The 22,553-nt window shown below is 71.8% G+C and carries 23 protein-coding genes; 11 read left to right on the forward strand and 12 right to left on the reverse strand.

The window, feature by feature from the left end; genetic code table 11:
* Positions 1–9 precede the first annotated feature (9 nt).
* A complete protein-coding gene (locus AB0A95_RS17185) occupies positions 10–573 on the forward strand; it encodes a hypothetical protein (RefSeq protein WP_357556706.1) in 564 nt (187 codons plus the stop codon).
* A gap of 3 nt (positions 574–576) precedes the next feature.
* Here AB0A95_RS17185 and AB0A95_RS17190 read toward each other — a convergent pair whose 3' ends face one another.
* Positions 577–2,160, reverse strand: a complete 1,584-nt coding sequence (locus AB0A95_RS17190; protein WP_357556707.1) for a protein kinase — start codon at positions 2,158–2,160, stop codon at positions 577–579.
* 110 nt (positions 2,161–2,270) lie between these two features.
* On the opposite strand from AB0A95_RS17190, the gene AB0A95_RS17195 reads away from it, so the two are divergent.
* From AB0A95_RS17195 to AB0A95_RS17225, 7 genes are all read left to right on the forward strand, one after another.
* Positions 2,271–2,870: a hypothetical protein gene (locus AB0A95_RS17195; protein ID WP_357556708.1), complete on the forward strand. Its 600-nt coding sequence runs from the start codon at positions 2,271–2,273 to the stop codon at positions 2,868–2,870.
* Between the two features lie 129 nt (positions 2,871–2,999).
* Positions 3,000–3,341, forward strand: a complete 342-nt coding sequence (locus AB0A95_RS17200; RefSeq protein ID WP_196922246.1) for a PadR family transcriptional regulator — start codon at positions 3,000–3,002, stop codon at positions 3,339–3,341.
* Positions 3,338–4,285 (forward strand): permease prefix domain 1-containing protein, encoded by a 948-nt coding sequence (locus tag AB0A95_RS17205; protein WP_357556709.1) that lies wholly within the window; start codon positions 3,338–3,340, stop codon positions 4,283–4,285. Before AB0A95_RS17200 ends, AB0A95_RS17205 begins: the two co-directional genes overlap by 4 nt.
* 121 nt (positions 4,286–4,406) lie before the next feature.
* Entirely contained in the window at positions 4,407–5,741 is a 1,335-nt protein-coding gene (locus AB0A95_RS17210; protein WP_357556710.1) for a sensor histidine kinase, read from the forward strand.
* Positions 5,738–6,451, forward strand: coding sequence for a response regulator transcription factor (locus AB0A95_RS17215; RefSeq protein ID WP_357556711.1), 714 nt, complete (start codon positions 5,738–5,740; stop codon positions 6,449–6,451). Before AB0A95_RS17210 ends, AB0A95_RS17215 begins: the two co-directional genes overlap by 4 nt.
* An 80-nt stretch (positions 6,452–6,531) precedes the next feature.
* Positions 6,532–7,425 (forward strand): ATP-binding cassette domain-containing protein, encoded by an 894-nt coding sequence (locus tag AB0A95_RS17220; protein ID WP_357556712.1) that lies wholly within the window; start codon positions 6,532–6,534, stop codon positions 7,423–7,425.
* On the forward strand, positions 7,422–8,483 hold the full coding sequence (locus AB0A95_RS17225; RefSeq protein WP_357556713.1) for an ABC transporter permease: 1,062 nt from the start codon (positions 7,422–7,424) through the stop codon (positions 8,481–8,483). Before AB0A95_RS17220 ends, AB0A95_RS17225 begins: the two co-directional genes overlap by 4 nt.
* A 60-nt stretch (positions 8,484–8,543) precedes the next feature.
* On the opposite strand, the gene AB0A95_RS17230 is transcribed toward AB0A95_RS17225, so the two are convergent.
* Together AB0A95_RS17230 and AB0A95_RS17235 are read right to left on the reverse strand one after the other, a co-directional pair.
* Complete coding sequence (locus AB0A95_RS17230; RefSeq protein WP_357556714.1) at positions 8,544–9,164, reverse strand: DUF402 domain-containing protein; 621 nt, start codon at positions 9,162–9,164, stop codon at positions 8,544–8,546.
* Positions 9,165–9,806: 642 nt separating this feature from the next.
* Positions 9,807–10,583: a GntR family transcriptional regulator gene (locus AB0A95_RS17235; protein WP_357556715.1), complete on the reverse strand. Its 777-nt coding sequence runs from the start codon at positions 10,581–10,583 to the stop codon at positions 9,807–9,809.
* Between the two features lie 560 nt (positions 10,584–11,143).
* Between AB0A95_RS17235 and AB0A95_RS17240 the strand changes: the two genes are divergently transcribed.
* Positions 11,144–11,365: a hypothetical protein gene (locus tag AB0A95_RS17240; protein WP_357556796.1), complete on the forward strand. Its 222-nt coding sequence runs from the start codon at positions 11,144–11,146 to the stop codon at positions 11,363–11,365.
* A gap of 89 nt (positions 11,366–11,454) precedes the next feature.
* Here AB0A95_RS17240 and AB0A95_RS17245 read toward each other — a convergent pair whose 3' ends face one another.
* From AB0A95_RS17245 to pgsA, 7 genes are all read right to left on the reverse strand, one after another.
* Positions 11,455–12,207 carry a YebC/PmpR family DNA-binding transcriptional regulator gene (locus AB0A95_RS17245; protein ID WP_357556716.1) on the reverse strand — a complete coding sequence of 251 codons (753 nt, stop codon included), beginning with the start codon at positions 12,205–12,207 and terminating at the stop codon, positions 11,455–11,457.
* Positions 12,208–12,472: 265 nt separating this feature from the next.
* Positions 12,473–13,075: a pyridoxal 5'-phosphate synthase glutaminase subunit PdxT gene (gene pdxT / locus AB0A95_RS17250; protein WP_357556717.1), complete on the reverse strand. Its 603-nt coding sequence runs from the start codon at positions 13,073–13,075 to the stop codon at positions 12,473–12,475.
* Between the two features lie 2 nt (positions 13,076–13,077).
* Entirely contained in the window at positions 13,078–13,995 is a 918-nt protein-coding gene (gene pdxS / locus AB0A95_RS17255; protein WP_357556718.1) for a pyridoxal 5'-phosphate synthase lyase subunit PdxS, read from the reverse strand.
* Between the two features lie 138 nt (positions 13,996–14,133).
* Positions 14,134–14,628 (reverse strand): hypothetical protein, encoded by a 495-nt coding sequence (locus AB0A95_RS17260; RefSeq protein ID WP_357556719.1) that lies wholly within the window; start codon positions 14,626–14,628, stop codon positions 14,134–14,136.
* Positions 14,629–14,721: 93 nt separating this feature from the next.
* Positions 14,722–15,882: a glycosyltransferase family 4 protein gene (locus AB0A95_RS17265; RefSeq protein ID WP_357556720.1), complete on the reverse strand. Its 1,161-nt coding sequence runs from the start codon at positions 15,880–15,882 to the stop codon at positions 14,722–14,724.
* Between the two features lie 58 nt (positions 15,883–15,940).
* Positions 15,941–16,873, reverse strand: coding sequence for a phosphatidylinositol mannoside acyltransferase (locus tag AB0A95_RS17270; RefSeq protein ID WP_357556721.1), 933 nt, complete (start codon positions 16,871–16,873; stop codon positions 15,941–15,943).
* A gap of 46 nt (positions 16,874–16,919) precedes the next feature.
* Positions 16,920–17,549, reverse strand: a complete 630-nt coding sequence (gene pgsA / locus AB0A95_RS17275; protein WP_357556722.1) for a phosphatidylinositol phosphate synthase — start codon at positions 17,547–17,549, stop codon at positions 16,920–16,922.
* Between the two features lie 249 nt (positions 17,550–17,798).
* Between pgsA and AB0A95_RS17280 the strand changes: the two genes are divergently transcribed.
* The gene (locus AB0A95_RS17280) at positions 17,799–19,955 is read left to right on the forward strand and encodes an elongation factor G-like protein EF-G2 (RefSeq protein ID WP_357556723.1); all 2,157 of its coding nucleotides are present in this window, start codon (positions 17,799–17,801) and stop codon (positions 19,953–19,955) included.
* 348 nt (positions 19,956–20,303) lie between these two features.
* On the opposite strand, the gene AB0A95_RS17285 is transcribed toward AB0A95_RS17280, so the two are convergent.
* Positions 20,304–21,362 (reverse strand): aldo/keto reductase, encoded by a 1,059-nt coding sequence (locus AB0A95_RS17285; protein ID WP_357556724.1) that lies wholly within the window; start codon positions 21,360–21,362, stop codon positions 20,304–20,306.
* A 98-nt stretch (positions 21,363–21,460) separates the two neighbouring features.
* On the opposite strand from AB0A95_RS17285, the gene AB0A95_RS17290 reads away from it, so the two are divergent.
* Positions 21,461–21,943 carry a hypothetical protein gene (locus AB0A95_RS17290; protein WP_357556725.1) on the forward strand — a complete coding sequence of 161 codons (483 nt, stop codon included), beginning with the start codon at positions 21,461–21,463 and terminating at the stop codon, positions 21,941–21,943.
* Positions 21,944–21,973: 30 nt separating this feature from the next.
* Here AB0A95_RS17290 and AB0A95_RS17295 read toward each other — a convergent pair whose 3' ends face one another.
* On the reverse strand, positions 21,974–22,486 hold the full coding sequence (locus tag AB0A95_RS17295) for an HIT domain-containing protein (RefSeq protein WP_357556797.1): 513 nt from the start codon (positions 22,484–22,486) through the stop codon (positions 21,974–21,976).
* Positions 22,487–22,553 lie beyond the last annotated feature (67 nt).

Consider the following 22,553-nt stretch of genomic DNA (forward strand, 5'->3'; position numbering starts at 1 on the left):
GTGCGCCGAATGAGCCGGGCGTCGGTGCGCCGGCTCGTCGTCGCCCTCGCGGCCACCGCGGGGGTCGCCGCCTGCGGCACCGACGCCGTCTCACCATTGCCCGTCCAACCGCCCGGCCCGAGCCCGTCGACACCGACGCCCGCCACGACCGCCGTGCCCGCCACGACCGCCACGACCCCCGCGATCCCCGCGCCCGCCGGGTCGCCGACGCGCCCGCCGCCGGCCGGTGCGCGCCCGGTCGCGCCACCGCCCACACCCACCAGGACCAGGGGTACGCCCCGAACGACTCCCCCGCCGACCGACGCGACACCGGCCTGCCAGGGCGCGGTCCGCTACGACCTACCGCTCGCCGAGACCGAGATCGAGCTGCTGAAATCGCTCTGCTTCGCCACCGGTGCGGTGCTGCGGATCCAGGGCATCGGGCCCGGTCTCGTCACGGTGGACCGCCCGGAGTTGGTCTCCCAGCAGTACGAGGCGGGCGTGGTGGACGTCCGCTTCGTCCGCCCCGGCACCGTCGCCGTGACGATCCCCAAGGACGGCCGGGAGCACACCCTCACCGTGGTGGTCCGCTAGCGCCTACCGCAGGCGTACGCCGGCGAGCAGGGTGTCCACGAACTCGGGTCCGCTGTCCGCGGGCGGGGCTATCTGCACGTACACCAGGGCGGGTCGGCCGGGGTGCGCGGCGGCCGACTCGACGATCCGTGGCCGACCGCGGTCGCAGCGGTACGCCACCACCGTCCACTCGGCGCCCGCCTGCCGGGTGAGCCGGGCCGGCGCGGGCGTGCAGTCACCGTGGGTGCGTTCGGCCAGGAACCCGGCCGGCGTGGTGCGTGCCGCAGTGGTGGCGGAGAGGCCCACGAACGCGCCGGGCAGGCGAGGGTCGGCGGCCCATCGGCGGGGTTGCGGTGACATCACCAGCGCTGGTTCGGGTTCGCCGTCGGCACCGTACTGACCGGCCCAGGTCGCCCCCGTGGCGGACCAGCCGGCCGGCAACACCACGGTCAACGGCCCGGTCGTGTACGTGCCGCCGACCGGCCGGGCCGACCCGGCGCCACCCGGCTCGGCGCCCACCGCACCGACGGCGGCGACGGCCACGACAGCCGCCCCGGCCATCCGCAACCGGTACGGGCGGCGGCCCCTGCGCCGAGGTGCCGGCCGCTGTCGCACGGGCCCGCTCGCCGCAGCCATCCCCACCTGGCCGCTCGCGCGGGCCAGCGCGACGGGCCGCCCCACCGGGCCGCTCGCGCGGGTCGGCGCGACGGGCCGCACCGTCGGGCCGCTCACGGGCCGCCCCACCCGGCCGCTCGCGCGGGCCAGCGCGGCGTGCAGGGTCGCGGCGTCGGGATAGCGGTCGGCCGGGTGGTGGGCGGTGGCCTGGGCGAGCACCGCCGCGACCGCCGGCGGCACGCCCGCCCGCAGCCGGATCTCCGGGGCGTGCCGCGGCGGGTCGGCTCTGGCCGCGTACCCCGGCGGGTCTGGCGCTCGCCCCTGCGGGCCGGGTCCGGTCGGGTGCGCGCCCGGCGGGTCGGCGCCCAGCAGCCGGATGCCGAGCCGGCCGAGCCCGTACACGTCGGCGCGGGTGTCGACCACCGCCCCCGGGTCGTCCTGCTCGGGGGCCATGTAGCCCGGGGTACCCGCTCGGGCGGTCAGCCCGGAGGCGGCGGCGAGCGCCTTGGCGAGACCGAGGTCGGCGATCAGCACCCGTTCGGCGTCCGGGTCGTCCGGGCCGGCGGAGTGGAACAGGATGTTGCCCGGGGTGAGATCACGGTGCACGACGCCGTGCCGGTGCAGGACGGCGACCCCGGCGCAGATCTCGCCGAGCAGCCGCAGCGCCGCCGGCGCGGGGATCTCACCGGTGGCCAGGCGGTCCCGCAGGCTCCCCCCGTCCGCCCAGGCCAGGACCGCGTACGGTCGGCCGTCGGGCAGCTCACCGACGGTGTGCACCCGCACCAACCGCTCGTGCTCCAGCCGCCGCAGCAGCCGGGCCTCGTCGCGGAAGCGTTCCCGGACCCGCAGGTCGTGGCTCCAGTTCTCGGCCAGCACCTTGATCGCCACGTGCGCGTCGAGCGCCGGGTCGTAGCCCAGCCAGACTGTCGCGAACGACCCGACGCCGAGCAGGCGCTCGATGGCGTACGGGCCGATCCGCTGCGGAGCCGTCACCGCGTCACCGTTTCTTTGGAGCGTAGACCGGGTCGGTCGGAAACCCGACGAACCGTTGGCCCCGGCGCGGTGACTAACAGGGCAGGAGACCCATCACCGAAGGAGCCACCATGAACCGTCCCACGATCCTGCTCACCACCGCCGCGTTGGCGTTCGGCACGCTGGCCCCGGTGGCCGTCGCCGGCCCAGCGGCGGCAGCGCCCCGGACCGGCGGCACCGCACCTGCCTCGGCGCGCGGCCCGCTCGCCGCCGCTGTCGGGCACAGCCACCCGCAGGTGCTCAGCGTCGCCGGCGCCGGCGTGTACCGGATCGGCGCCAGCCTGCGCACGCTCACCGCGAACGGGCACATCGGCTGGACCGCGCCGGGCTGTGCCGGGGTGGTGCACGCGGGCGTGACCGGTTCCTGGGCCGGCGTGCTCCTGCTGGCCTTCCGCGACGGGCGACTGGTGGAGGTCGGTACGGCCACCGCACCGCCGCGGTCCCCCGCCGGTGCCACTGTCGGCATGTCGTTCGACGAGTTGGAGGCGATCTACGGCCGGCGGGGTTCGTTGATCCGCAACGACGCGGGGGACGCCGAGGCGTACCTCGTGCGGGTCGGCTCGCGGGTCGAGCTGTTCACCGGGCACCCGATCCGTCCCGGCGCGGGCTACTTCCAGGTCGGGCCGGCCGACTTCGTCGAGCGGAACTTCCGCCAGGGTTCGGCCTGCTGAGCGGTGTCAGGCATGCGGGGCGTCCGGTTCGTGCCGGGCGCCCCGCATGCTGCCCGACGCACGGGTCTGTGAGTGGCACGATGATGTTGTCGTAGACAATGCTGTGTGGCACACACTATGGTGTGACACATGGTTAGCGAGGACGTTCTACGGACGCACCTACAGGAGTTGCGTCGAGGCACCGTCGTGGTGGCCAGCCTGGTCGCGCTGCGTCGACCGGACTACGGCTACGCACTGCTGCAACGGCTCACCGACCACGGCTTTCCGGTGGACGCCAACACGCTCTACCCGCTGCTGCGCCGCCTGGAGGACCAGGGGCTGCTGATCAGCGAGTGGAACACCGAGGAGAGCCGGCCGCGCAAGTTCTACCGGACCAGCGACGAGGGCGAGTCGATGCTGAGCCGGCTTCTCGACGACCTCGCCGCCGTGCAGACCTCCATCACCGGGCTGATCCAAGGAGTGGACCGATGAACACCCTCACCAACCGCTACCTCGCCGCCACCCTGCGCTCGGTGCCCGCCCAGCGTCGTGACGAGATCGCCTCCGAGCTGCGGGCCTCCATCGACGACATGATCGAGGGCCGGACCGACGGTGGCGCGGACCCCGCCGCCGCCGAGCGGGAGGTGCTCACCGAGCTGGGCAACCCGGACCTGCTGGCCGCCCGGTACGCCGACCGCCAGCTACAGCTCATCGGGCCGACCTACTACCTGCTCTGGCTGCGGCTGTTGAAGCTGCTGCTCAGCTTCATCCCGGCGCTCGCCGGCACGATCGTCACAGTCGTCGAAGCCGCAGGCGGCAAGGGTTTCGGCGCCATCGGGCCCGGCCTCGTCGTCGCCCTGCACGTGAGCGTGCACATCTGCTTCTGGCTCACCCTGGTCTTCGTCCTCATCGAGCGCTCCCAGTCGGGTGTGGACGTGCCGGAGTGGAGCCTCGACGATCTGCCCGACGCGCCGATGCACCGGGACATCCCGCTCGCCGACACCATCGCGTCGGTGGTCATGTCGGTGGCGACCATCGCGTACCTGCCGTTCCAGCACTTCCAGTCCTGGGTGCACACCACCGACGGCGACAACATTCCGATCCTCGACCCGGCGCTGTGGAGTTTCTGGCTGCCGGCGCTGATCGTCGTGCTGGTCGCCAGCGTGGTCTTCGAGGTCGTCAAGTACCGGATCGGGCGCTGGACCCGGGCCTTGTTCGGCACCAAGGCGCTACTCAACCTGGCGTTCGCGCTGCCGCTGGTGTGGCTGGCGCTCTCCGACCGGCTGCTCAACCCGGCCCTGGGCGTGCGCCTGAGCTGGCTGGCCGAGTCGGACAACCGCGACGCCCTCGGCCTGGCCATCGCGCTGGGCGCCATCGTGGTCGTCGTCTGGGACCTGATCGACACCGCGATCAAAACCCGCCGTCAGACGGCGTGAGCGAGAACCCACCCGGCGGCCCGGCGCGTACCCCGCGTCGGGCCGCCGCCCGTGGGTCGGGCCCGGCCGGCACCTGTCGCCCGCCCGACGGCCGCGCCGGGTGGCGTGGCATCGTTCCAGGATGACAGTGGGACAGCCGCAGGAGTGGCGTCGTCCGGGTCCGACCGCCCAGCAGCGCCGCAACGACCTGTGTATCGGCCTGGGGGTGACCGGGCTGGCGCTGGTGAGCCTCACCCTGGCCCGCAGCGCCGGGGCGTTCCTGCTGGGTCCCCCGCCGTCCGGGCCGGAGCAGCTGTTCTGGACCGTCGCGGTGACGCTGCCGCTGATCTGGCGGCGGAGCTGGCCGGCCGCGACCCTGCTGGTCGTCTCGGTGGTGTTCGTCGCCGCGCAGGCACGATCGGCCCCGGAGACCGCGTTCTCCGCCTGGGCGTTGTTCTGCGTCCTCTACACCGCCGGCGCCTGGGGGCAGGACCATCGGCTGGCCCGACGGCTACGGATCGGCGTGATCGTCACGATGTTCGCCTGGCTGGGGGTCTACTACGCCGTGATGATCGACCACATTCCACCCGAGACCTTCGACGACGCGGTCGGTCCGGTGCCGCCCGTGCTCGCCGCGATGGTCAACGGCGTGCTGATCAACGTGCTGACGCTCGGCTTCGCCTACTTCTTCGGTGAGACCGCCTGGGTGGCCGCACGCCGCGAACACGAGTTGCGTACCCAGGCCGAGGACCTGCGTCGGTCGCAGGCCGAGTCCCGGGAACGGGCGGTGCTCGGCGAACGGGTCCGGATCGCCCGGGAGCTGCACGACGTCGTCGCCCACCACGTGTCGGTGATGGGGGTGCAGGCGTCGGCCTGCCGCCGGGTGTTCGACCGCGACCCGGGCAAGGCCCGCACCGCGCTCACCGCCATCGAGCAGAGCGCCCGCACCGCCGTCGACGAGCTACGCCGGATGCTGGGCGTGCTGCGGACCTCCGGCGCGGCCGACGCCGCGCCGCCGGCCGCCGGCGACGTCGACCGGATCGGCGAGCTGGTCGAGCGGGCCCGGGCCGCAGGTCTGACGGCGACCCTCGGGGTGTACGGGGACCCGGTCGCGCTGCCCGAATCGGTCTCGCAGGCGGCCTACCGGGTGACCCAGGAGGCGGTGACGAACACGTTGAAGCACGCCGGGGCCGACCTGCTGGACGTGCGGGTCCGCTACCTGGCCCGGGAGGTGGAGGTCGACGTGACAGACGACGGACGCACCGGCGGCCGGGCCGACCCCGTCGGGCTGGGCCTGATCGGGATGCGCGAACGGGTCACCGCGCACGACGGCGACCTGGAGGCCGGGCCCCGTGCCGGCGGCGGATGGCGGGTCCGCGCCCGCTTCCCACTGGCCGCGGCCGACCCGCCGGTCCGGGCGCAACGGCAGCCGAGCGACGAGCGGCAGCCGGCCGCCGACGCGAAGGGCCCGGCATGAGCGCCCCGCCAGCCCACGAGACGTCGGGTCGGCCCGTCCGCGTGCTGCTCGCCGACGACCAGCACCTCGTCCGCACCGGCTTCCGGGTCATCCTGGAGGTGGAGGACGACATCGAGGTGGTCGGCGAGGCGGCCGACGGCGAACGGGCCGTCAGCATGACCCGCGCCACCCGCCCCGACGTCGTACTCATGGATGTGGAGATGCCCGGGATGGACGGCCTGGAGGCCACCCGACAGATCACCGCCGACGGGCCCGGTGGGCCGGCGGTGCTGATCCTCACGACCTTCGACCGCGACGACTACCTGTTCGCCGCGCTGCGGGCCGGGGCCAGCGGTTTCCTGCTGAAGAACGGCACACCTGAGGAACTGATCGAGGCGATCCGGGTGCTGGCCAGGGGCGACGGCCTGCTCGCCCCGGAGATCACCCGGCGGGTGATCTCCACGTTCGCCCGCCCCGGCGACCCGGCGGGCACCGCCCACCGGGGGCCGGAGGCGGACGTCGCACTGGCCGGGCTGACCCCACGGGAACGGGAGGTGCTGGTGCTGCTCGCCGCCGGATCGAGCAACGCGGAGATCGCCGCGAGCATCCACCTGGGCGAGGCGACGGTGAAGACCCACGTGAGCCGGGTGCTGGCCAAACTCGGCCTGCGTGACCGGGTGCAGGCGGTGGTGTTCGCGTACGAGAACGGGGTGGTCCGGCCGGGCGGCTGACCGCCATCCGCCGCGCGACGGACCGCCCGCTCACCCACCGGGCGGACGGCGGGACACGCCGTTCGATCTAGCGTGGACGGGTGACCAGAACGCTTCGCCTCGACGGCGTCGACCGTAGCTTCGGCGACCGGCAGGTGCTCAAGAACGTGTCCTTCGAGGTGGCGGCCGGTCGGATGACCGGTTTCGTGGGCGCCAACGGCGCCGGCAAGACCACCACCATGCGCATCATCCTGGGTGTGCTCGCCCCGGACGCCGGCGAGGTGAGTTGGGGCGGCACCACGCTGACCCGGCAGGACCGGCGGCGCTTCGGGTACATGCCGGAGGAGCGCGGCCTCTACCCGAAGATGACCACCCGGGAGCAGGTGACCTACCTGGGCCGGCTGCACGGCCTGGACGCCCCCGCCGCCCGGCGGGCCACCGACGCGCTGCTGGACCGCGTCGGGCTCGGTGAACGCGGGGACGACCTGTTGGAGACGCTGTCGCTGGGCAACCAGCAACGCGCCCAGATCGCCGCCGCGCTGGTGCACGACCCCGAGGTGCTGGTGCTCGACGAGCCGTTCTCCGGCCTCGACCCCCTCGCCGTCGACACCGTCGTCACCGTGCTGCGGGAACGCGCCGCGGCCGGAGCACCGGTGCTCTTCTCCAGCCACCAACTCGACGTCGTGGAGCGCCTCTGCGACGACCTGGTGATCATCGCGGACGGGGAGATCCGGGCCGCCGGCAGCCGCCAGCAGCTCCGCGACTCGTACACGGTGCCCCGCTACGAGTTGGTGGTGGCGACCGACGCCGGCTGGGTACGCGACGAACCCGGGGTGACACTCGTCGAGCTGGACGGGTCGCGCGTGGTCTTCGACCTACCGGCCGGCGCCGACGAACAACAAGTGCTGCGGGCGGCCCTCGCGCGGGGTCCGGTCCGCGCGTTCCGCCCGGTCAGCCCCTCGCTCACCGAGATCTTCCGAGAGGTCACCCAGTGAACATCACCCAGGCCACGAGGCTGGTCGCCGAACGGGAGATCCGGGTCAAGCTGCGCGACCGCACCTTCCTGTTCGGCACCCTCTTCTTCCTGCTGATCGCCGCGGCGGGCACCATCCTGCCGCCGCTGCTCTCCGGCGGGCCGTCCACCGTGGCGGTGACCGAGAGTGCGGCCGGTCCGCTGCGCGCCGCCGGCCTGGAGGTCCGGGTGGTCCGCGACGACCGGGCCGCCGAGCAGGCCGTCCGCGACGACGACGTGGACGCCGCGGTGGTCGCCGGCCCGAAGGTGCTCGCCATGGACGACGCCCCGGACGACGTGGTACGGGCGTTGAGCAGCGCGCCTGAAGTGCAACTGCTCGACCCGGACGCGGTCGACCCCGTGGTGGCGTTCCTGGTGCCGTTCGTCTTCGCGTTCGTCTTCTTCATCACCTCGCAGACGTTCGGTGTGCAGATCGCGCAGAGCGTCATCGAGGAGAAGCAGACCCGGATCGTGGAGATCCTGGTGGCGGCCGTGCCGGTGCGGGCGCTGTTGGCCGGCAAGGTGGTGGCCGGCGCCATCCTGGCGTTCGGGCAGATCGCGTTGCTCGCGGTGGTGGCGGTCATCGGGCTCCAGCTCGGCGACAGTGGCGGCCTGCTCAGCCTGCTCGCCCCCGCGATCGGCTGGTTCGTGCCGTTCTTCCTGCTCGGTTTCATCCTGCTCGCGGCGATGTGGGCGGCGGCCGGCGCCCTGGCCAACCGGCAGGAGGACATCGCCGCCGTGTCGACGCCGGTGCAGCTCGCCGTGATGCTGCCGTTCTTCGCGGTGATCTTCCTGAACGACAACGACACCGCGATGCGGGTGCTGTCCTACCTGCCGTTCTCGTCGCCCACGGCCATGCCACTGCGGCTGTTCACCGGGGACGCGGCCGGTTGGGAACCGTTCGTCTCGCTCGTCATCCTGCTGCTCGCCGCCGGTGCGTTCCTGCTCGCCGGATCCCGGGTGTACGAGGGGTCGCTGCTGCGCACCAACGGCCGGACCTCGCTGCGGACCGCGTGGCGGGAGCGGGAGACGATCGGCTGAGCCGGTGGTTCGCCACCACGGGCGTCGGTGTCCTGATCGGACGCCGACGCCCGCTCGGGCTCACTGGGCGAGCGGCACCCGGTCCCAGCCGGCGGGCAGCGGGGGCGTCGACCAGGCCGGGTCGGGCTCCCACTTCGCCCACGCCGGGTCCCACCAGCGCTCCCCCGCGTCGAGTAGCGCCGCGATCCGGTCACCCTCGGCCTGGATGGCATCCCCCATGCCCGGGTAGCGGCCCTCGACGAGGCGCTCGGCGAAGATCTCCACGTCCTTCCAGACGTAGGTGTCGGCGTCCGCGCCCCACCACAGGTCCAGTTCGTGGTCCAGCGTGTCCACCCCGATCGGCGTACGCCGGAACGGGTCCTGGAGGTTGAAGTACCAGCCGGCGAAGTCGCGCCCCGGGCCGGTCCAGAACACGTCGACCGAGTGCGCCTCGCCGGGGCGTTGCAGCATCAGCTTGCCGTGCCCCGACCACGAGCGGTGCCCCGCGGTCTCCCACGGGTGACGGCCACACGGGAAGACCCCGGTCGTCGGGAAGCCGAACTCCGCCCCCGGCGGGAGGTAGAGGGCGAGCAGGTCGGGCGAGTCCTCGACGCAGATCGTCGGACAGCCGAACCACACCTCGCCACGCAGAATCTCGCGCCGGACAACCACGTCACCCGGTGCGAACCGGTCTGCCGCCACTTTCCCACCTCCACGTTCGACGCCATCGCCTGGTCAACTCGGCCGTGCGGAAATCGGGGCATCCCCGCGCGGGACACCCCGATCTCGGTGCTGCCGAGTCGGCCGCCCTCAGGCGTCGACCGCGGCCATCACGTCGTCGCTCATGTCGAAGGATGAGCTTTCACAAACCCCCTCGATGCCTCCAGGAGCTTACAGCTACCCCGGAGAGCCCTCATGAGCAGCGAAGACATCGAGTACGACGGGCACCACGAAGAAATTTTGACGCCGATCTGGCTGTGGAGACCTGGATGCGGTTAGCCCACAGCACCGAGCTTCAGCGCGTCACTCGGGTAGGGGGTCTCTTTGCGTCTGGAGTCGTTAGCGGGAGCGCCTTAGTAGGTTGTCCTCTCCACGCCGTTGCGCTAGGGCTGTGGCCGACGGGTCAACTGCTGCTGACTAACGGGGCTTGTAGATCAAGACGCGCAGAGCAGAAGAGTCGCGCCGATCTTGCACTTTCTGTCGCCGATCTCAGCGGGAATGCCCCCAAACGTCGGGGCAGAAAGTGCAAGATCGCGATGCAGGCTCGGCGAGGCAGTGCCCGTTGACGAACAGTCATTCCGCCTAACGCAAGGGCGTTGTTGTCCTCTCCGGAGCGCGTTCGGCTCAAGTGAGATCAATCCAGTAGTCCAGGTCGACCAGGTCGGCACGCCGCACAATGTGTGCCACCTCCACCACCCGCTCACCGACGTACGTCTGTCGAGTGATCACTACTACGTGAACCCCGGCAGGAATGCGTAGGGCTTCCGCCTCATCAGGCGAAGGCGGCCTCCATCGTGGACGTTCACGGACGCCAGTGATGGTGTGCCCGAGGCTGTAGAGCTGCGACGTGTTGCCGCCCGGCCATGGCTCGTTATCAGGATCGGCAACCGGAGTGCCAGCGACCATGTCGAGCAGTAGGCATGAGACGGACATCTGTTGCGGCGCACCATGAGTGCGGAAGAGGAGGTGACGTTCGAGAAGCATCGTGCCTGGCTCTATGCCGAACAGCTCTGCTACCGCCTCAGTAGCCGGCACCTCGCGGAAGTCCTTGTCCAGGCTGTACGCAGCCCAGTCGACCTGCTGATCAGCGGTGAAAGACGTACCAAGCTCACCACTACGAACCTGCTCAAGCTCCTTGCGATACCGCTCAGAAGCGAGTCTCCGCACAGGCATCACCGGCCTGGCGTAGGTTCCGCGTCCCACTTCGGTCAGGACCAAGCCCTCAGACCGCAGCAGCGCCAGGGCTTCACGAACGGTTCCCCGTGCGACTGAGAACTCAGCCATCAGGGTCGATTCACTGGGCAGCAAAGCGCCAGGTGGGATCACGCCAGCCTCGATGCGGCGGCGCAGTTCGTCGGCAACCAGCCGGTATCGGCGCGGTGGCACGTGCGGGGTAGGCACGCCCGTCACCGTACTCCCGATCTTCTTGGGCGCTCACTTGCCACGACACGAACAATACCCGTCTAGACAGGTTGTATAGACAGGCTTACGGTTGCGGGTGTGGCCGGCACGCAGAGTGATCTAGGGGTAGGCACTCCGTGCCGGCCACCCAAGGACTCTCGGGAGGCAGCTTGATGCGCCGTTGGAAGTGGTTTCAGAGACCTGATGAGCCGATCGATGTTGTTGAGCGCTCTGCCTATCAGCCCGTAGCGTGCGTTTCTCCCGTGCCACCGAAGAAGCCGGATGAGGTCAGCACCAGACGGCAGGTGCTCAAGCGTCGCAACCAGCGAGACGGGCGGCACGATGCTTGAGGAGTATCGGCCCGAACCGCCTTTCACCGTGGTCATGGCGGGGTTCGTCGTCGACCTTCACAACCGCGGACGTTGCCCGAGCTGCACGCCCGTCGGCTTCTGCCCCAGGCTGAGCGAAGCAGGCAGGACGTTGAAGCTCTGGCGGGCAAGGAAGGTCGGACGAAGGCCGGTGACCTGCTACGGCTCGACCGGGCTGCAAGCGTTCAGTTCATGATCCCCATTACCGTCCGAGTCATCAGGAAACTCGACTGGATCACCTATGACGGTTGGTGCTGGCTCGACTGCTACCAGCTCGACGACAAGGGCGACGCGATAGCCCGACGCGCCCTGTTCCTGATGCCCGAGCACGTGACATACGTGCCACCCCCACCACCGAGGCCAACCCCCGCCGGGCGCAAGCCTCCAGCCAGAAAACCGCTCCAGGTTGGCTAGACGCAGGGGAGCCCCAGCCTCGGTGTGAGGCTGGGGCTCGCTGCTGCATCTCCCGGAACTCAGCCGTACCGTGCTCGTCTCGACCGCCCTCAGGCGTCGACCGCGGCCATCACGTCGTCGCTGACGTCGAAGTTGGCGTAGACGTTCTGCACGTCGTCGCAGTCTTCGAGGACGTCGATCAGCTTGAAGATCTTGCGGGCGCCCTCCTCGTCCAGCGGGATGTTCATGCTGGGGACGAGGGAGGACTCGGCCGACTCGTACTCGATGCCGGCGTCCTGCAACGCGGTCCGCACTCCGATCAGGTCGGTCGGCTCGGAGACCACCTCGTACGCCTCACCGAGGTCGTTGACCTCCTCGGCGCCGGCGTCGAGGACGGCAAGCATCACGTCGTCCTCGCTGGTGCCCTCCTTGGGGACGATCACCACGCCCTTGCGGGAGAACATGTACGACACCGAGCCGGCGTCGGCGAGCGAGCCGCCGTTGCGGGTCAGCGCGGTGCGCACCTCGGTCGCCGCCCGGTTGCGGTTGTCGGTGAGGCACTCGATGAGCATGGCCACGCCGTTCGGGCCGTACCCCTCATACATGATCGTCTGCCAGTCGGCGCCGCCGGCCTCCAGGCCGGAGCCGCGCTTGACGGCACGGTCGATGTTGTCGTTCGGCACCGAGCTCTTCTTCGCCTTCTGGATGGCGTCGTAGAGCGTCGGGTTGCCGGTGGGGTCACCGCCGCCGATCCGCGCGGCCACCTCGACGTTCTTGATCAGCTTGGCGAACATCTTGCCGCGCTTGGCGTCGATGACGGCCTTCTTGTGCTTGGTCGTCGCCCACTTTGAGTGGCCGGACATCTTCTACCTCCGTCTGTCATTCCACGCCTGCATCGACTGCCGCACCGAATTACGCGCCACATCCGGCGGGTCGGCGGCCGGTCGGCTCCGCGGGAATTGCCGCGCCGGGCGACGGCCCTGCCGAACCGCGGCAATCTTACCGAGGTCACACCCGGGCGTGTCACATCCGGCACCGCCTCGGGGTGCCGCCGGGTCACCCGGCTCACCCGAAGGACAACCAGGCGGGGGCGGAGAACATGCCCGGGCGGCCGCCTGGCCGGGCCGCTCAGGCGGCGCGGACCAGATCCACGAAGTACGCGTGCACGCGCAGGTCACCGGTCAGCTCCGGGTGGAACGAGGTGGCCAGCAGGTTGCCCTGCCGGACCGCCACGATCCGGTCGGCCGCCGGCCCGCCGGCCACCGAGCCGATCACCTGGACGCCGTCGCCGACCCGCTCTACCCACGGTGCGCGGATGAAGACCGCGTGGAACGGCCCACCGGGCACCCCGGTGATGGTCACCGGCGCCTCGAACGAGTCGACCTGCCGGCCGAACGCGTTGCGGCGGACGGTCATGTCGATGCCGGCGAAGCCCCGCTGGTCGGATCGACCGTCGAGCACCTCGGTCGCCAGCATGATCATGCCGGCGCAGGAGCCGTAGACCGGCATGCCGTCGGCGATCCGCTTGTCGATCGGCTCGCGCATCTCGAAGATGTCGGCGAGTTTGCTGATGGTGGTGGACTCGCCGCCGGGGACGACCAGGCCGTCCACCGCGTCCAGCTCCGCCGGTCGGCGGACCGGGCGGGCGTCCGCGCCCGCCGCCGCCAACGCCGCCACGTGCTCGCGGACATCCCCCTGGAGCGCGAGCACACCGATGGTGGGCGCGCCCATGCCTACCAGCCCCGCTCGGCCAGGCGGTGCGGCTGCGGGATCTCGTCGACGTTGATGCCGACCATGGCCTCGCCGAGGCCACGGGAGACCTTCGCCAGCACGTCCGGGTCGTCGTGGAAGGTGGTGGCCTTGACGATCGCCGCGGCCCGCTGTGCCGGGTTGCCCGCCTTGAAGATGCCGGAACCGACGAACACGCCCTCCGCGCCGAGCTGCATCATCATCGCCGCGTCGGCCGGGGTGGCGATCCCGCCGGCGGTGAACAGCACGACCGGCAGCTTGCCGCTCTCGGCGACCTCCTTGACCAGCTCGTACGGGGCCTGCAACTCCTTGGCCGCCACGTACAGCTCGTCGGCCGGCAGCGACGACAGCCGGGCGATCTCCTGGCGGATCCTCCGCATGTGGGTGGTGGCGTTGGAGACGTCACCGGTGCCCGCCTCGCCCTTGGAACGGATCATGGCCGCGCCCTCGGTGATCCGCCGCAGCGCCTCGCCCAGGTTCGTCGCGCCACACACGAAGGGCACCGTGAACGCCCACTTGTCGATGTGGTTGGCGTAGTCGGCCGGGGTCAGCACCTCGGACTCGTCGACGTAGTCCACGCCCAACGACTGGAGGATCCGCGCCTCCACGAAGTGACCGATGCGGGCCTTGGCCATCACCGGGATGGAGACCGCCGCGATGATCCCGTCGATCATGTCGGGGTCGCTCATCCGGGACACCCCGCCCTGCGCGCGGATGTCGGCGGGCACCCGCTCCAGGGCCATCACCGCGACCGCGCCGGCGTCCTCAGCGATCTTGGCCTGCTCGGCGTTGACCACATCCATGATCACGCCGCCCTTGAGCATCTCGGCCATGCCGCGCTTCACGCGGGCGGTGCCGACGACGGGGGCCGTACCGGGGTTCGAGACGGTGTTTTCGGGCACGGGTCATCGCTCCTTGGACGTGCTCTGGGGGGTGGCAGCGAAAATGCTACGCGCGGAGCAACGCCGTACCGACAGCCAATCAGACCCCCGGTGGCCTGCATTGTGGCCCGGGTCACCGGCTCCCGGCGACCGCGCGGGTCAGCTCGCGGGGACGTCCGTCGGCACCGTGAGGGTCGGGTCGTCGATGTCGAAGTAGCGCGGCCACTCCCGACCCCGTCCCATCCGCAACACCCGCACCAACGGACGGCTACGCGCCGAGCGGGCGTCCCGCACCAGGTCGGTGTGCACCTGCCGGGACAGCGCGAGCCGGCGACTGGCGGCGATGACCGCCCCACAGTCCGGATCGCCCGGATCCAACTGGACCACCCGCAACTGCCGGGTCAGGTCGTTCTCCGCCGCCTCCCGCTCGTCCGGGCTGGCGTCCAGGGCGATGCGGGCCGCCGCGTACAGCTCGACACCGAAGCGCCGCTCCGCCAGCACCGCCGCCGCCGCGGCGCGGCGCAGCAGGTGGGCGTCGAGGGCCCGGGCCGCCAGCTCCGCGCGGCCCTGCAACCGCTGCACCCGGCCGGCGGTCCAGACGAGGTACGCCCCGACCAGCCCCACGGCCACGATCGCGGCCACCACCCACCACATGTGCGGCATCGTAGTGCTGCTCCGTTCCGCCTCCGATTGGGCGCGGCCCCACCGGTCACTCCGGTCGTCGTCCGCGCCATGCGTCACACCGGCTCAGCCCAGCCCCACCCACTCCTGGTCGATGACCCGCCCGTCGGTTGCCTCGATCGCCGCTGCGTATACCTCCAGAACGCGGCGAGCAACCACCGGCCAGTCGAAATTCGCCACCACCTGATCGCCGCACGCGCTCAACGTGGCCCGCCCGGGCGGGTCGTCCAGCAGCTCCGTCACCGCGTCGCGCAGCCCCACCGGGTCACCGGTGGGGAAGAGCCGACCGGCGCGCCCGCCGTCGAGCACCCGCCGGAACGCGTCCAGGTCGCTGGCGATCACCGTGGTACCGGCGGCCAACGCCTCGGTGAGGATCATGCCGAACGACTCGCCACCGGTGTTCGGTGCCACGTAGAGGTGCACACTGCGCAGCATCCGCGCCTTGTCCGGTTCGGTGACCAGCCCGAGGAACGTGACCCGCTCGTGCAGCTCGGCCGGGAACTGGTCGTACAGGTCGTCGGGGTCCCCCGGGCCGGCGACGAGCAACCGCAGCCCGGGCCGGGTGGCGGCCAACGCCACGAACGCGTCGCGCAGCACCGGGAAGCCCTTGCGCGCCTCGGTGAACCGGCCCAGGAAGCCCAGGGTGCCGCCGGTGCCCGGGGCGCACTCCCCCGGCCAGCCCGGCAACGGCTCGGCGTCGGCGAACTTGGCCACCGCCACCCCGTTGGGGATCTCCACCGCCCCGCCGTCCATGTGCTCGACCTGCACCTTGCGGGCCAGCGCACTGACCGCGATCCGGGCGGTGATCCGCTCCAACACGATCTGGAGGACACCCTGCGCCGCGGCGAGAACCCGGGACCGGGTCATCGCGGTGTGGAACGTGGCCACCACCGGCCCGCGCGCGGAGAGCACGGCCAGCAGCGACAGGCTCAGCGTGAGCGGCTCGTGCACGTGCAGCACGTCGAAGTCGCCGTTGATGATCCAACGCCGCACCCGGGCGGTGGAGACCGGCCCGAACGCGATCCGGGCCACCGAGCCGTTGTACGGCAGCGGCACGGCACGACCGGCGGACACCACGTACTCCGGCAGCGGCGAGTCCTCGTCGGCCGGTGCGAGCACGCTGACCTCGTGGCCGAGCGCGATCAGCGCCTCGGCCAGGTCCATCACGTGGTTCTGCACCCCGCCGGGAACATCGAAGGAGTACGGGCACACGATGCCGATCCGCATGGGTCAGCGCCTCCCGCCCACGACCGCGGAACACCGTCCCACAGTGCTCCCCACCTCCTCAGGCCCGATCGGGAGCCGACGAGGGCAGCGCCGAGCCGTCCCCCGCCCCCCGCTGGTCCAGCCACATCCGCTGCAACATGTGCCAGTCTTCCGGATGCCGGGCGATGCCCGCCGCCAGACCGTCGGCGATCAGCTGGGTCAGCGAACGGACCCGCTGGTCAAGTGGCCCCGCCTCAGGCCCCGGCACCGGCAGCGGGCCGGCGAGCGACGCGCACGCCGCATCCGATTCGTACCACATGGAGGCCACGTAGAGCGGCGCACCGGTGTGCAGGGCGAGCAGCGCCGGCCCGGCCGGCATCCGGGTCTTCCCGCCGAAGAAGTCCACCTCCACCCCCCGGGCGGAGAGGTCCCGGTCGGCGAGCAACGGCACCACCGCACCGGCACGTAGACGCTCCAGCAGCACGTCGAACGCCGGACGCGGCCCGCCGTGGGTCGGCAGGATCTCCATCCCCAGACCCGCCCGGAAGGCCATGAAACGCTTGTACACGCCGTCCGGTTTGAGCCGTTCCATGACAGTGGTGAGCGGCCAGCCGTTGGTCGCCACCCAGGCGCCGGCGGCGTCCCAGTTACCGGCGTGCGGCAGCGCCACCACGGCGCCCCGGCCGGCGGCCACGTCGGCGGCGAGCAACTCCGCCCCGTCGAGTCGGAAGCCGGCCGCGATCTGCGCCCGGCTCAACGCGGGCAGCCGGAACGCCTCCATCCAGTACCTGGCGTACGAGCGGAGTCCACGCTTGACGAGATCGTCCAGCTCGGCCTCGGGCAGCTCCGGGCCGACCACCCGGCGCAGGTTCGCGCGCAGTCGGGCCGTACCCCCGCCGGGGCGGCGGTGGGCGCGGTCCGCGCCCGCCTGGAACGCCGCCGCCGCCAGCGGCCGGGGCAGCGCGCGGACCACCCGCCAGCCGGCGACGTAGCCCAGCTCGGTGAGGTTCACGCGGCCCGGCCGCCGGTCGTCCGGTGCCGGGCCGTCGACGCGCCGCTCACGCCTGGCCGTCCGGCTGGAGCTGCTGGGCCTGGCGGTAGACGTGCGCCATCCGCTGCCCCACCGTGAAGATCGACACCGCGGCGAGCAGCCAGAGCGCGATCTCCAACGCCGGCTTCACGTTCAGGCCGGTGAGGATCCCGCCGACCCCGACGATCAGCAGCCGCTCGGTGCGTTCGGCGATGCCCACGTTGCAGGTCATGCCGAGCCCTTCGGCGCGGGCCTTGACGTAGGAGACGAGACCGCCGGCGGCCAGGCAGACCAACGCGGCGGCCACCCCGGAGTGGTTGCCCTGGGTGGCCAGCCAGTACGCGACAGCTCCGAAGACGGCGCTGTCGGCGACCCGGTCCATGCTTGAGTCGAGGAACGCGCCGAACTTGGTGGAGCCGCCGCTCATCCGGGCCATCGTCCCGTCGAGCAGGTCGGTGAGCGCGAAAAGGGTAACGATCAACGCGCCCGCGACCAGATGGCCGCGGGCACCGAAGCCGAGCGCACCGACGAGCACACCAACGGTGCCCGCGACGGTGACGGCATTGGGGGTTACGCCCGCGCGCAGCAGGGCACGGGCGATCGGCTCGACGACGCGGGTCATCCCCGCGCGGACCGACACTTGGAAGATCTTCGCCATGGCGGTCCCCACGATAACGGTCCGCCCAGGTCCGCCGATACGGCCGCCCCTCCGACCCGCCCGGGAGAGGCTTGTGCCTACCCGACAACGGGTGTGAGATCGAGCCGGAGGGTGAGCCAGCTCACCCGTCCGCCCGTCCCGTTCCCGTTGTGCAGCAGACCACCGGAGGATACTGCCGCGCACTCGCCCCGGGCCGCTTCCCGTCGCGCGGCAGTCGCCACCCACCACCGGCCGAGGGAGGTGCGCCCCATGGCGCAGAAAAGTCAGGAGAAGGGTTCCACCGGCGGCGTGCCGGTGGTGACCGAGCCCGAGCGGGTTCGCAACGTGGTGCTCGTCGGGCACTCCGGAGCGGGCAAGACGACACTTGTCGAGGCCCTGCTCGCGGCCACCGGCACGATCGGCCGGGCCGGCGCCGTGGTCGACGGCACCACTGTCGGCGACCACGACCCGGCGGCGGTACGCCAGCAGCGCTCGGTGAGCCTGTCCTGCGCACCGCTGCTGCACAACGGCATCAAGGTCAACCTGCTGGACACCCCCGGGTACGCCGACTTCGTCGGTGAGCTGCGCGCCGGGCTGCGGGCCGCCGACGCCGCGCTCTTCGTCGTCTCCGCGGCGGGCGGCATGGACGCGGCCACCGTCGCCCTGTGGGAGGAGTGCGCGGCTGTCGACCTGCCCCGCGCGGTCGCGGTGTCCCGCCTGGATCAGCCCCGCGCCGACGTCGACGAGACGGTGGCGCTCTGCCAGCGGCTCTTCGGCGACAACGTGATGCCCCTCTACCTGCCGATGCTCGGCGACGACGGGGTGTCCACCGAGGGTCTGCTCGGTCTGATCACCCGCCGGGTCTTCGACTACTCCGCCGGGCTGCCCGCCGACGTGCGCGCCCCGGACCCGGAGCACCAGCGGGCCATCGACGAGTCGCGCGACGAGCTGATCGAGGGGATCATCGCCGAGAGCGAGGACGAGACCCTCATGGACCGCTACCTCGACGGCGAGGAGATCGGCGACGAGGTGCTCATCGACGACCTGGAGAAGGCCGTCGCCCGGGGGCACTTCTACCCGGTGGTGCCGGTCTGCGCCGAGACCGGGGTGGGGCTGGACGTGCTGCTGGAGGTGCTGACCGCCGCGTTCCCGTCGCCGCTGGAGCACGAGCTGCCGGCGGTCACCGGCGTGGACGGCTCGCCCCGCCCGCCGCTGACCTGCGACCCGGACGGGCCGCTCGTCGCCGAGGTCGTCAAGACCACAGTCGATCGGCACGTCGGGCGGGTCTCCCTGGTCCGGGTCTTCTCCGGCACGTTGCGCCCCGAGCAGACAGTGCACATCTGCGGGCACGGGATGGCCGACCGCGGCCACCCCGACCACGACGCCGACGAGCGGGTGGGGCACATCTACACCCCGCTGGGCGCCACAGTGCGGGAGGTGCCGTTCTGTGTGGCCGGCGACATCTGCGCGATCACCAAGTCGGGCACCGCCGAGACCGGCGACACCATCGCGGCCACTGACGACCCGCTGCTGATCGCCCCCTGGGAGATGCCGGAGCCGCTGCTGCCGGTGGCGGTCGTCGCCCGCAGCCGCGCCGACGAGGACGCCCTGGCCCGCAACCTGGCCCGGCTGGTCGCCGGCGACCCCACCCTGCGGCTGGAACGCAACCCGGAGACCCACCAGTTGGTGCTCTGGTGCATGGGCGAGGCGCACGCCGACGTGGTACTCGACCGGCTGCGCGCCGGCGGCGTCGAGCTGGACACCGAGCCGGTCCGGGTGTCGCTGCGCGAGACGCTGACGGTGCCCGCGAAGGGGCACGGCCGGCACGTCAAGCAGTCCGGCGGGCACGGCCAGTACGCGGTCTGCGACATCGAGGTCGAGCCCCTGCCGCAGGGCAGCGGCTTCGAGTTCGTCGACCGGGTCGTCGGCGGCGCGGTGCCGCACAACTACATCCCGTCGGTGGAGAAGGGCGTCCGCGCCCAACTGGAGCGCGGCCTGGTCGCCGGCCACCCGGTGGTGGACCTGCGGGTGACACTTGTCGACGGCAAGGCGCACAGCGTCGACTCCTCCGACGCGGCCTTCCAGACCGCCGGAGCGCTGGCACTGCGCGACGCCGCCGACCGTGGTCAGCCGGCGCTGCTGGAGCCAATCGACGAGGTCACCATCCGGGTGTCGGACGGCTCGGTGGGCACGGTGCTGGGCGACCTGTCCGGCCGACGCGGCCGGGTGCTCGGCACCGAACCGGACCCGGACACCGAGGGTCGCACCCTCGTCCGGGCCGAGGTGCCGGCCACCGAGTTGCTGCGCTACGCCGTCGAGCTGCGCTCGATGACTGCCGGCACCGGCACCTTCCGTCGCCACTTCGTGCGCCACGACACCATGCCCGCGCACCTGGCCGACCAGATCCGCAAGGAACACACCCCGTAACCCCGGCCGTCCCGGGCCCTTTGCTCTGCTTCACTCGACGCGACGAGAACAGCGTCATGGGTTGTCGCACTCGTCGAAGCAGAGCAAAGGGCGAACAACTACCCCGGCCAACCCAACTCCCCAGCGCACCTGATCCACGACCCCGACCCTGAGCGCTCGGCTCAGCGCGGCTCGGCTCGGCTCGGCTCGCGCGTCGATCATGGAGTTGTGGTGGGCAGAAGATGCTAGTTATGCCTGATTCAAGGGGAACCACAACTGCATGATCGACACTGACTAGCGGCGCGGCGCGGCGCGGTGCGGGCATGGGCGGGCACGGCGCGGTCGGGCAGCGTGGGGTGGGTGGTTTGGTCAGGGGTGGATGGTGGGGTGCGTGAGAGGGGGCCAGTGGGGGCGGTCGGCGTCGCGGAGGGCTGCGGTGCGAAGGGCTGCCAATTGGCGCTCCACCTCGACGAACTGGTCCGCCGGCAACGGGCCTCGGTGCAGCGCGGCGGCGTTCTCCTCGACCTGGGCCACCGTACGGCAGCCGGGGATCGGGATGGTGCGACCACTGCGGGCCCAGATCCAGCCCAGCGCGCCCTGGGCGAGGGTGCGCCCGTCGGCGGTGAGCGCCGCGCGAACCGCGCCGACCCGGCGCAGCCACTCCGGCGCCGGCCGGCCACCACGGAACCATTCCAGCCAGCCGGGGGCCAACCCGCGTACGTCGTCGTGGGGCAGCACCGACCCGGCCGAGTACTTGCCGGTGAGCAGCCCCATCCCCAGCGGGCCTCGGTTGACGCTGGCCAGGTCGTACTTGTCGCAGACGGCGAGCAGCTCCGGGGCGTCCCGCAGCACCGACAGGGTGTGCCGCACCGCGGTGGCGCCGGCCGCGGCGTGACCGAACACGGTGGCCCGGTCGGGGCGGTCGGTGCTCCATCCGTACGCCCGGATCAGGCCCTCGGCGACCAGATCCTCGCAGGTCCCGATCAGTGCCTGCGCCCGCGGCACCGACAGGTCGGCCAGGTGCAGCTGGTAGAGGTCGATCCGGTCGGTGCCGAGCCGGCGCAGGGAAGCCGTCACGGCCCGCCGGAGGTACGCGGGCGACGCGTCCTCCCCGGTGGCCTGCCGGCTGGCCTCGTCGAAGGTGTAACCCCACTTGGTGGCGATCACGGCGTCGTCGCGGCGGCCGGCGAGCGCCCGGCCGAGCACCCGCTCACTGTGCCCGGCACCGTACGTGTCGGCGGTGTCGAAGAGGGTGATGCCCAGATCGAGCGCCCGGCGTACCGCCCGCACCGACTCCTCGTCGTCGACCGCGCCCCAGCCCAGCGGCTGGGCACCCTCCGCCCAGGGGCCGCCGATCGCCCAGCACCCCATGCCGAGGGCGCTGACCTCGATGCCACTGCGCCCCAACGCCCGTGTCGTGACTGCCATCGGCCGATCGTGCCACCTGGGGAGGGCCCCGGCGTAGCAGATCCGGAGGCGGACACGCGGGTGCACGGCAACGGTCAGGGTGCGGCATGATCGGCGCCATGCGACGGCTGGGTGTGGATATCGGCGGCGTGCTCATCGAGCCGGCCGACGACGACGCGGACACGTCGTTCTTCGGCGCGCACTACCTGCGTACCCCCGCCGTCGCCGGGGCGTTCGACGCGCTCGCGGCGCTCAATCCGGCGTTCGACGAGGTGCACCTGGTGTCCAAGTGCGGTGAGTCCACCGAGCGGCGCACCCGGGAGTGGCTGGCCCACCACGACTTTCCGGCGCGCACCGGCATCGGCCTGCGGCGGGTGCACTTCTGCCGCACCCGACCGGACAAGGCACCGATCGCGCGGCGGCTCGGGCTGACCCACTTCGTGGACGACAAGCTGGAGGTGCTCGGCTATCTCGACTCGGTGCCGCACCGCTTCCTGTTCCGGCCCCGCCCGGCGGAGGTCGCCGCGCACGCCGCGCTGCTGCCCCGCGTACATCGGGTGGAGACCTGGCCGGAGCTGACCGCGCTGCTGCGCGCCGACTAGGGTCCGGCGCGGACGCCGCGCGACCGGTGGTCAGGACGGCCAGGCGCGGGCGAGCAGGTCGCGGGTGTCGCCGAGCAGTTGCGGCAGAACCTTCGTGCGGCCGATCACCGGCATGAAGTTGGCGTCGCCGCCCCACCGGGGCACCACGTGTTGGTGCAGGTGCGCGGCGATGCCGGCGCCGGCCACCCCGCCCTGGTTCATGCCCAGGTTGAAGCCGTGCGCGTTGCTCACCTTGCGGATCACCCGCATGGCGGTCTGGGTGTACGACGCCAGCTCGGTCGTCTCCGGCACGTCGAGGTCGGTGTAGTCGGCGACGTGCCGGTAGGGGCAGACCAGCAGGTGCCCGGGGTTGTATGGATAGAGGTTGAGCACCACGAAGACGTGCTCGCCACGGGCCACCACCAGACTCTCCTCCGGAGGCAGCTTGGGGGCCCGGCAGAAGGGACAGCCGGTGGGCTTCTCGTAGCCCTCGGCCGGGCGGTCCTCGCCGGAGATGTAGGTCATCCGGTGCGGCGTCCAGAGCCGCTCCAGGCCGTCCGTCATGCCGCCGGTGTCCGTGTGCCGTTCCGCCCCTGTCACGAGCCGATCCTACGGAGCCACCCGGTCGGGC

This window comes from Micromonospora sp. NPDC049230 (genome assembly GCF_040647875.1).
Classification (GTDB): Bacteria; Actinomycetota; Actinomycetes; order Mycobacteriales; family Micromonosporaceae; genus Micromonospora.

Bases quoted from the DNA above. Each gene is read 5' to 3' on its own strand.
- AB0A95_RS17210 (WP_357556710.1), top strand. From the start codon at position 4,407: ATGACAGTGGGACAGCCGCAGGAGTGGCGTCGTCCGGGTCCGACCGCC.
- pdxT (WP_357556717.1), bottom strand. From the start codon at position 13,075: ATGGGCGCGCCCACCATCGGTGTGCTCGCGCTCCAGGGGGATGTCCGC.
- AB0A95_RS17295 (WP_357556797.1), bottom strand. From the start codon at position 22,486: ATGACGGACGGCCTGGAGCGGCTCTGGACGCCGCACCGGATGACCTAC.
- AB0A95_RS17185 (WP_357556706.1), top strand. From the start codon at position 10: ATGAGCCGGGCGTCGGTGCGCCGGCTCGTCGTCGCCCTCGCGGCCACC.
- AB0A95_RS17200 (WP_196922246.1), top strand. From the start codon at position 3,000: ATGGTTAGCGAGGACGTTCTACGGACGCACCTACAGGAGTTGCGTCGA.
- AB0A95_RS17215 (WP_357556711.1), top strand. From the start codon at position 5,738: ATGAGCGCCCCGCCAGCCCACGAGACGTCGGGTCGGCCCGTCCGCGTG.
- pgsA (WP_357556722.1), bottom strand. From the start codon at position 17,549: ATGGCGAAGATCTTCCAAGTGTCGGTCCGCGCGGGGATGACCCGCGTC.
- AB0A95_RS17285 (WP_357556724.1), bottom strand. From the start codon at position 21,362: ATGGCAGTCACGACACGGGCGTTGGGGCGCAGTGGCATCGAGGTCAGC.
- AB0A95_RS17245 (WP_357556716.1), bottom strand. From the start codon at position 12,207: ATGTCCGGCCACTCAAAGTGGGCGACGACCAAGCACAAGAAGGCCGTC.
- AB0A95_RS17290 (WP_357556725.1), top strand. From the start codon at position 21,461: ATGCGACGGCTGGGTGTGGATATCGGCGGCGTGCTCATCGAGCCGGCC.
- AB0A95_RS17265 (WP_357556720.1), bottom strand. From the start codon at position 15,882: ATGCGGATCGGCATCGTGTGCCCGTACTCCTTCGATGTTCCCGGCGGG.
- AB0A95_RS17240 (WP_357556796.1), top strand. From the start codon at position 11,144: ATGATCCCCATTACCGTCCGAGTCATCAGGAAACTCGACTGGATCACC.
- AB0A95_RS17205 (WP_357556709.1), top strand. From the start codon at position 3,338: ATGAACACCCTCACCAACCGCTACCTCGCCGCCACCCTGCGCTCGGTG.
- AB0A95_RS17280 (WP_357556723.1), top strand. From the start codon at position 17,799: ATGGCGCAGAAAAGTCAGGAGAAGGGTTCCACCGGCGGCGTGCCGGTG.
- AB0A95_RS17195 (WP_357556708.1), top strand. From the start codon at position 2,271: ATGAACCGTCCCACGATCCTGCTCACCACCGCCGCGTTGGCGTTCGGC.
- AB0A95_RS17260 (WP_357556719.1), bottom strand. From the start codon at position 14,628: ATGTGGTGGGTGGTGGCCGCGATCGTGGCCGTGGGGCTGGTCGGGGCG.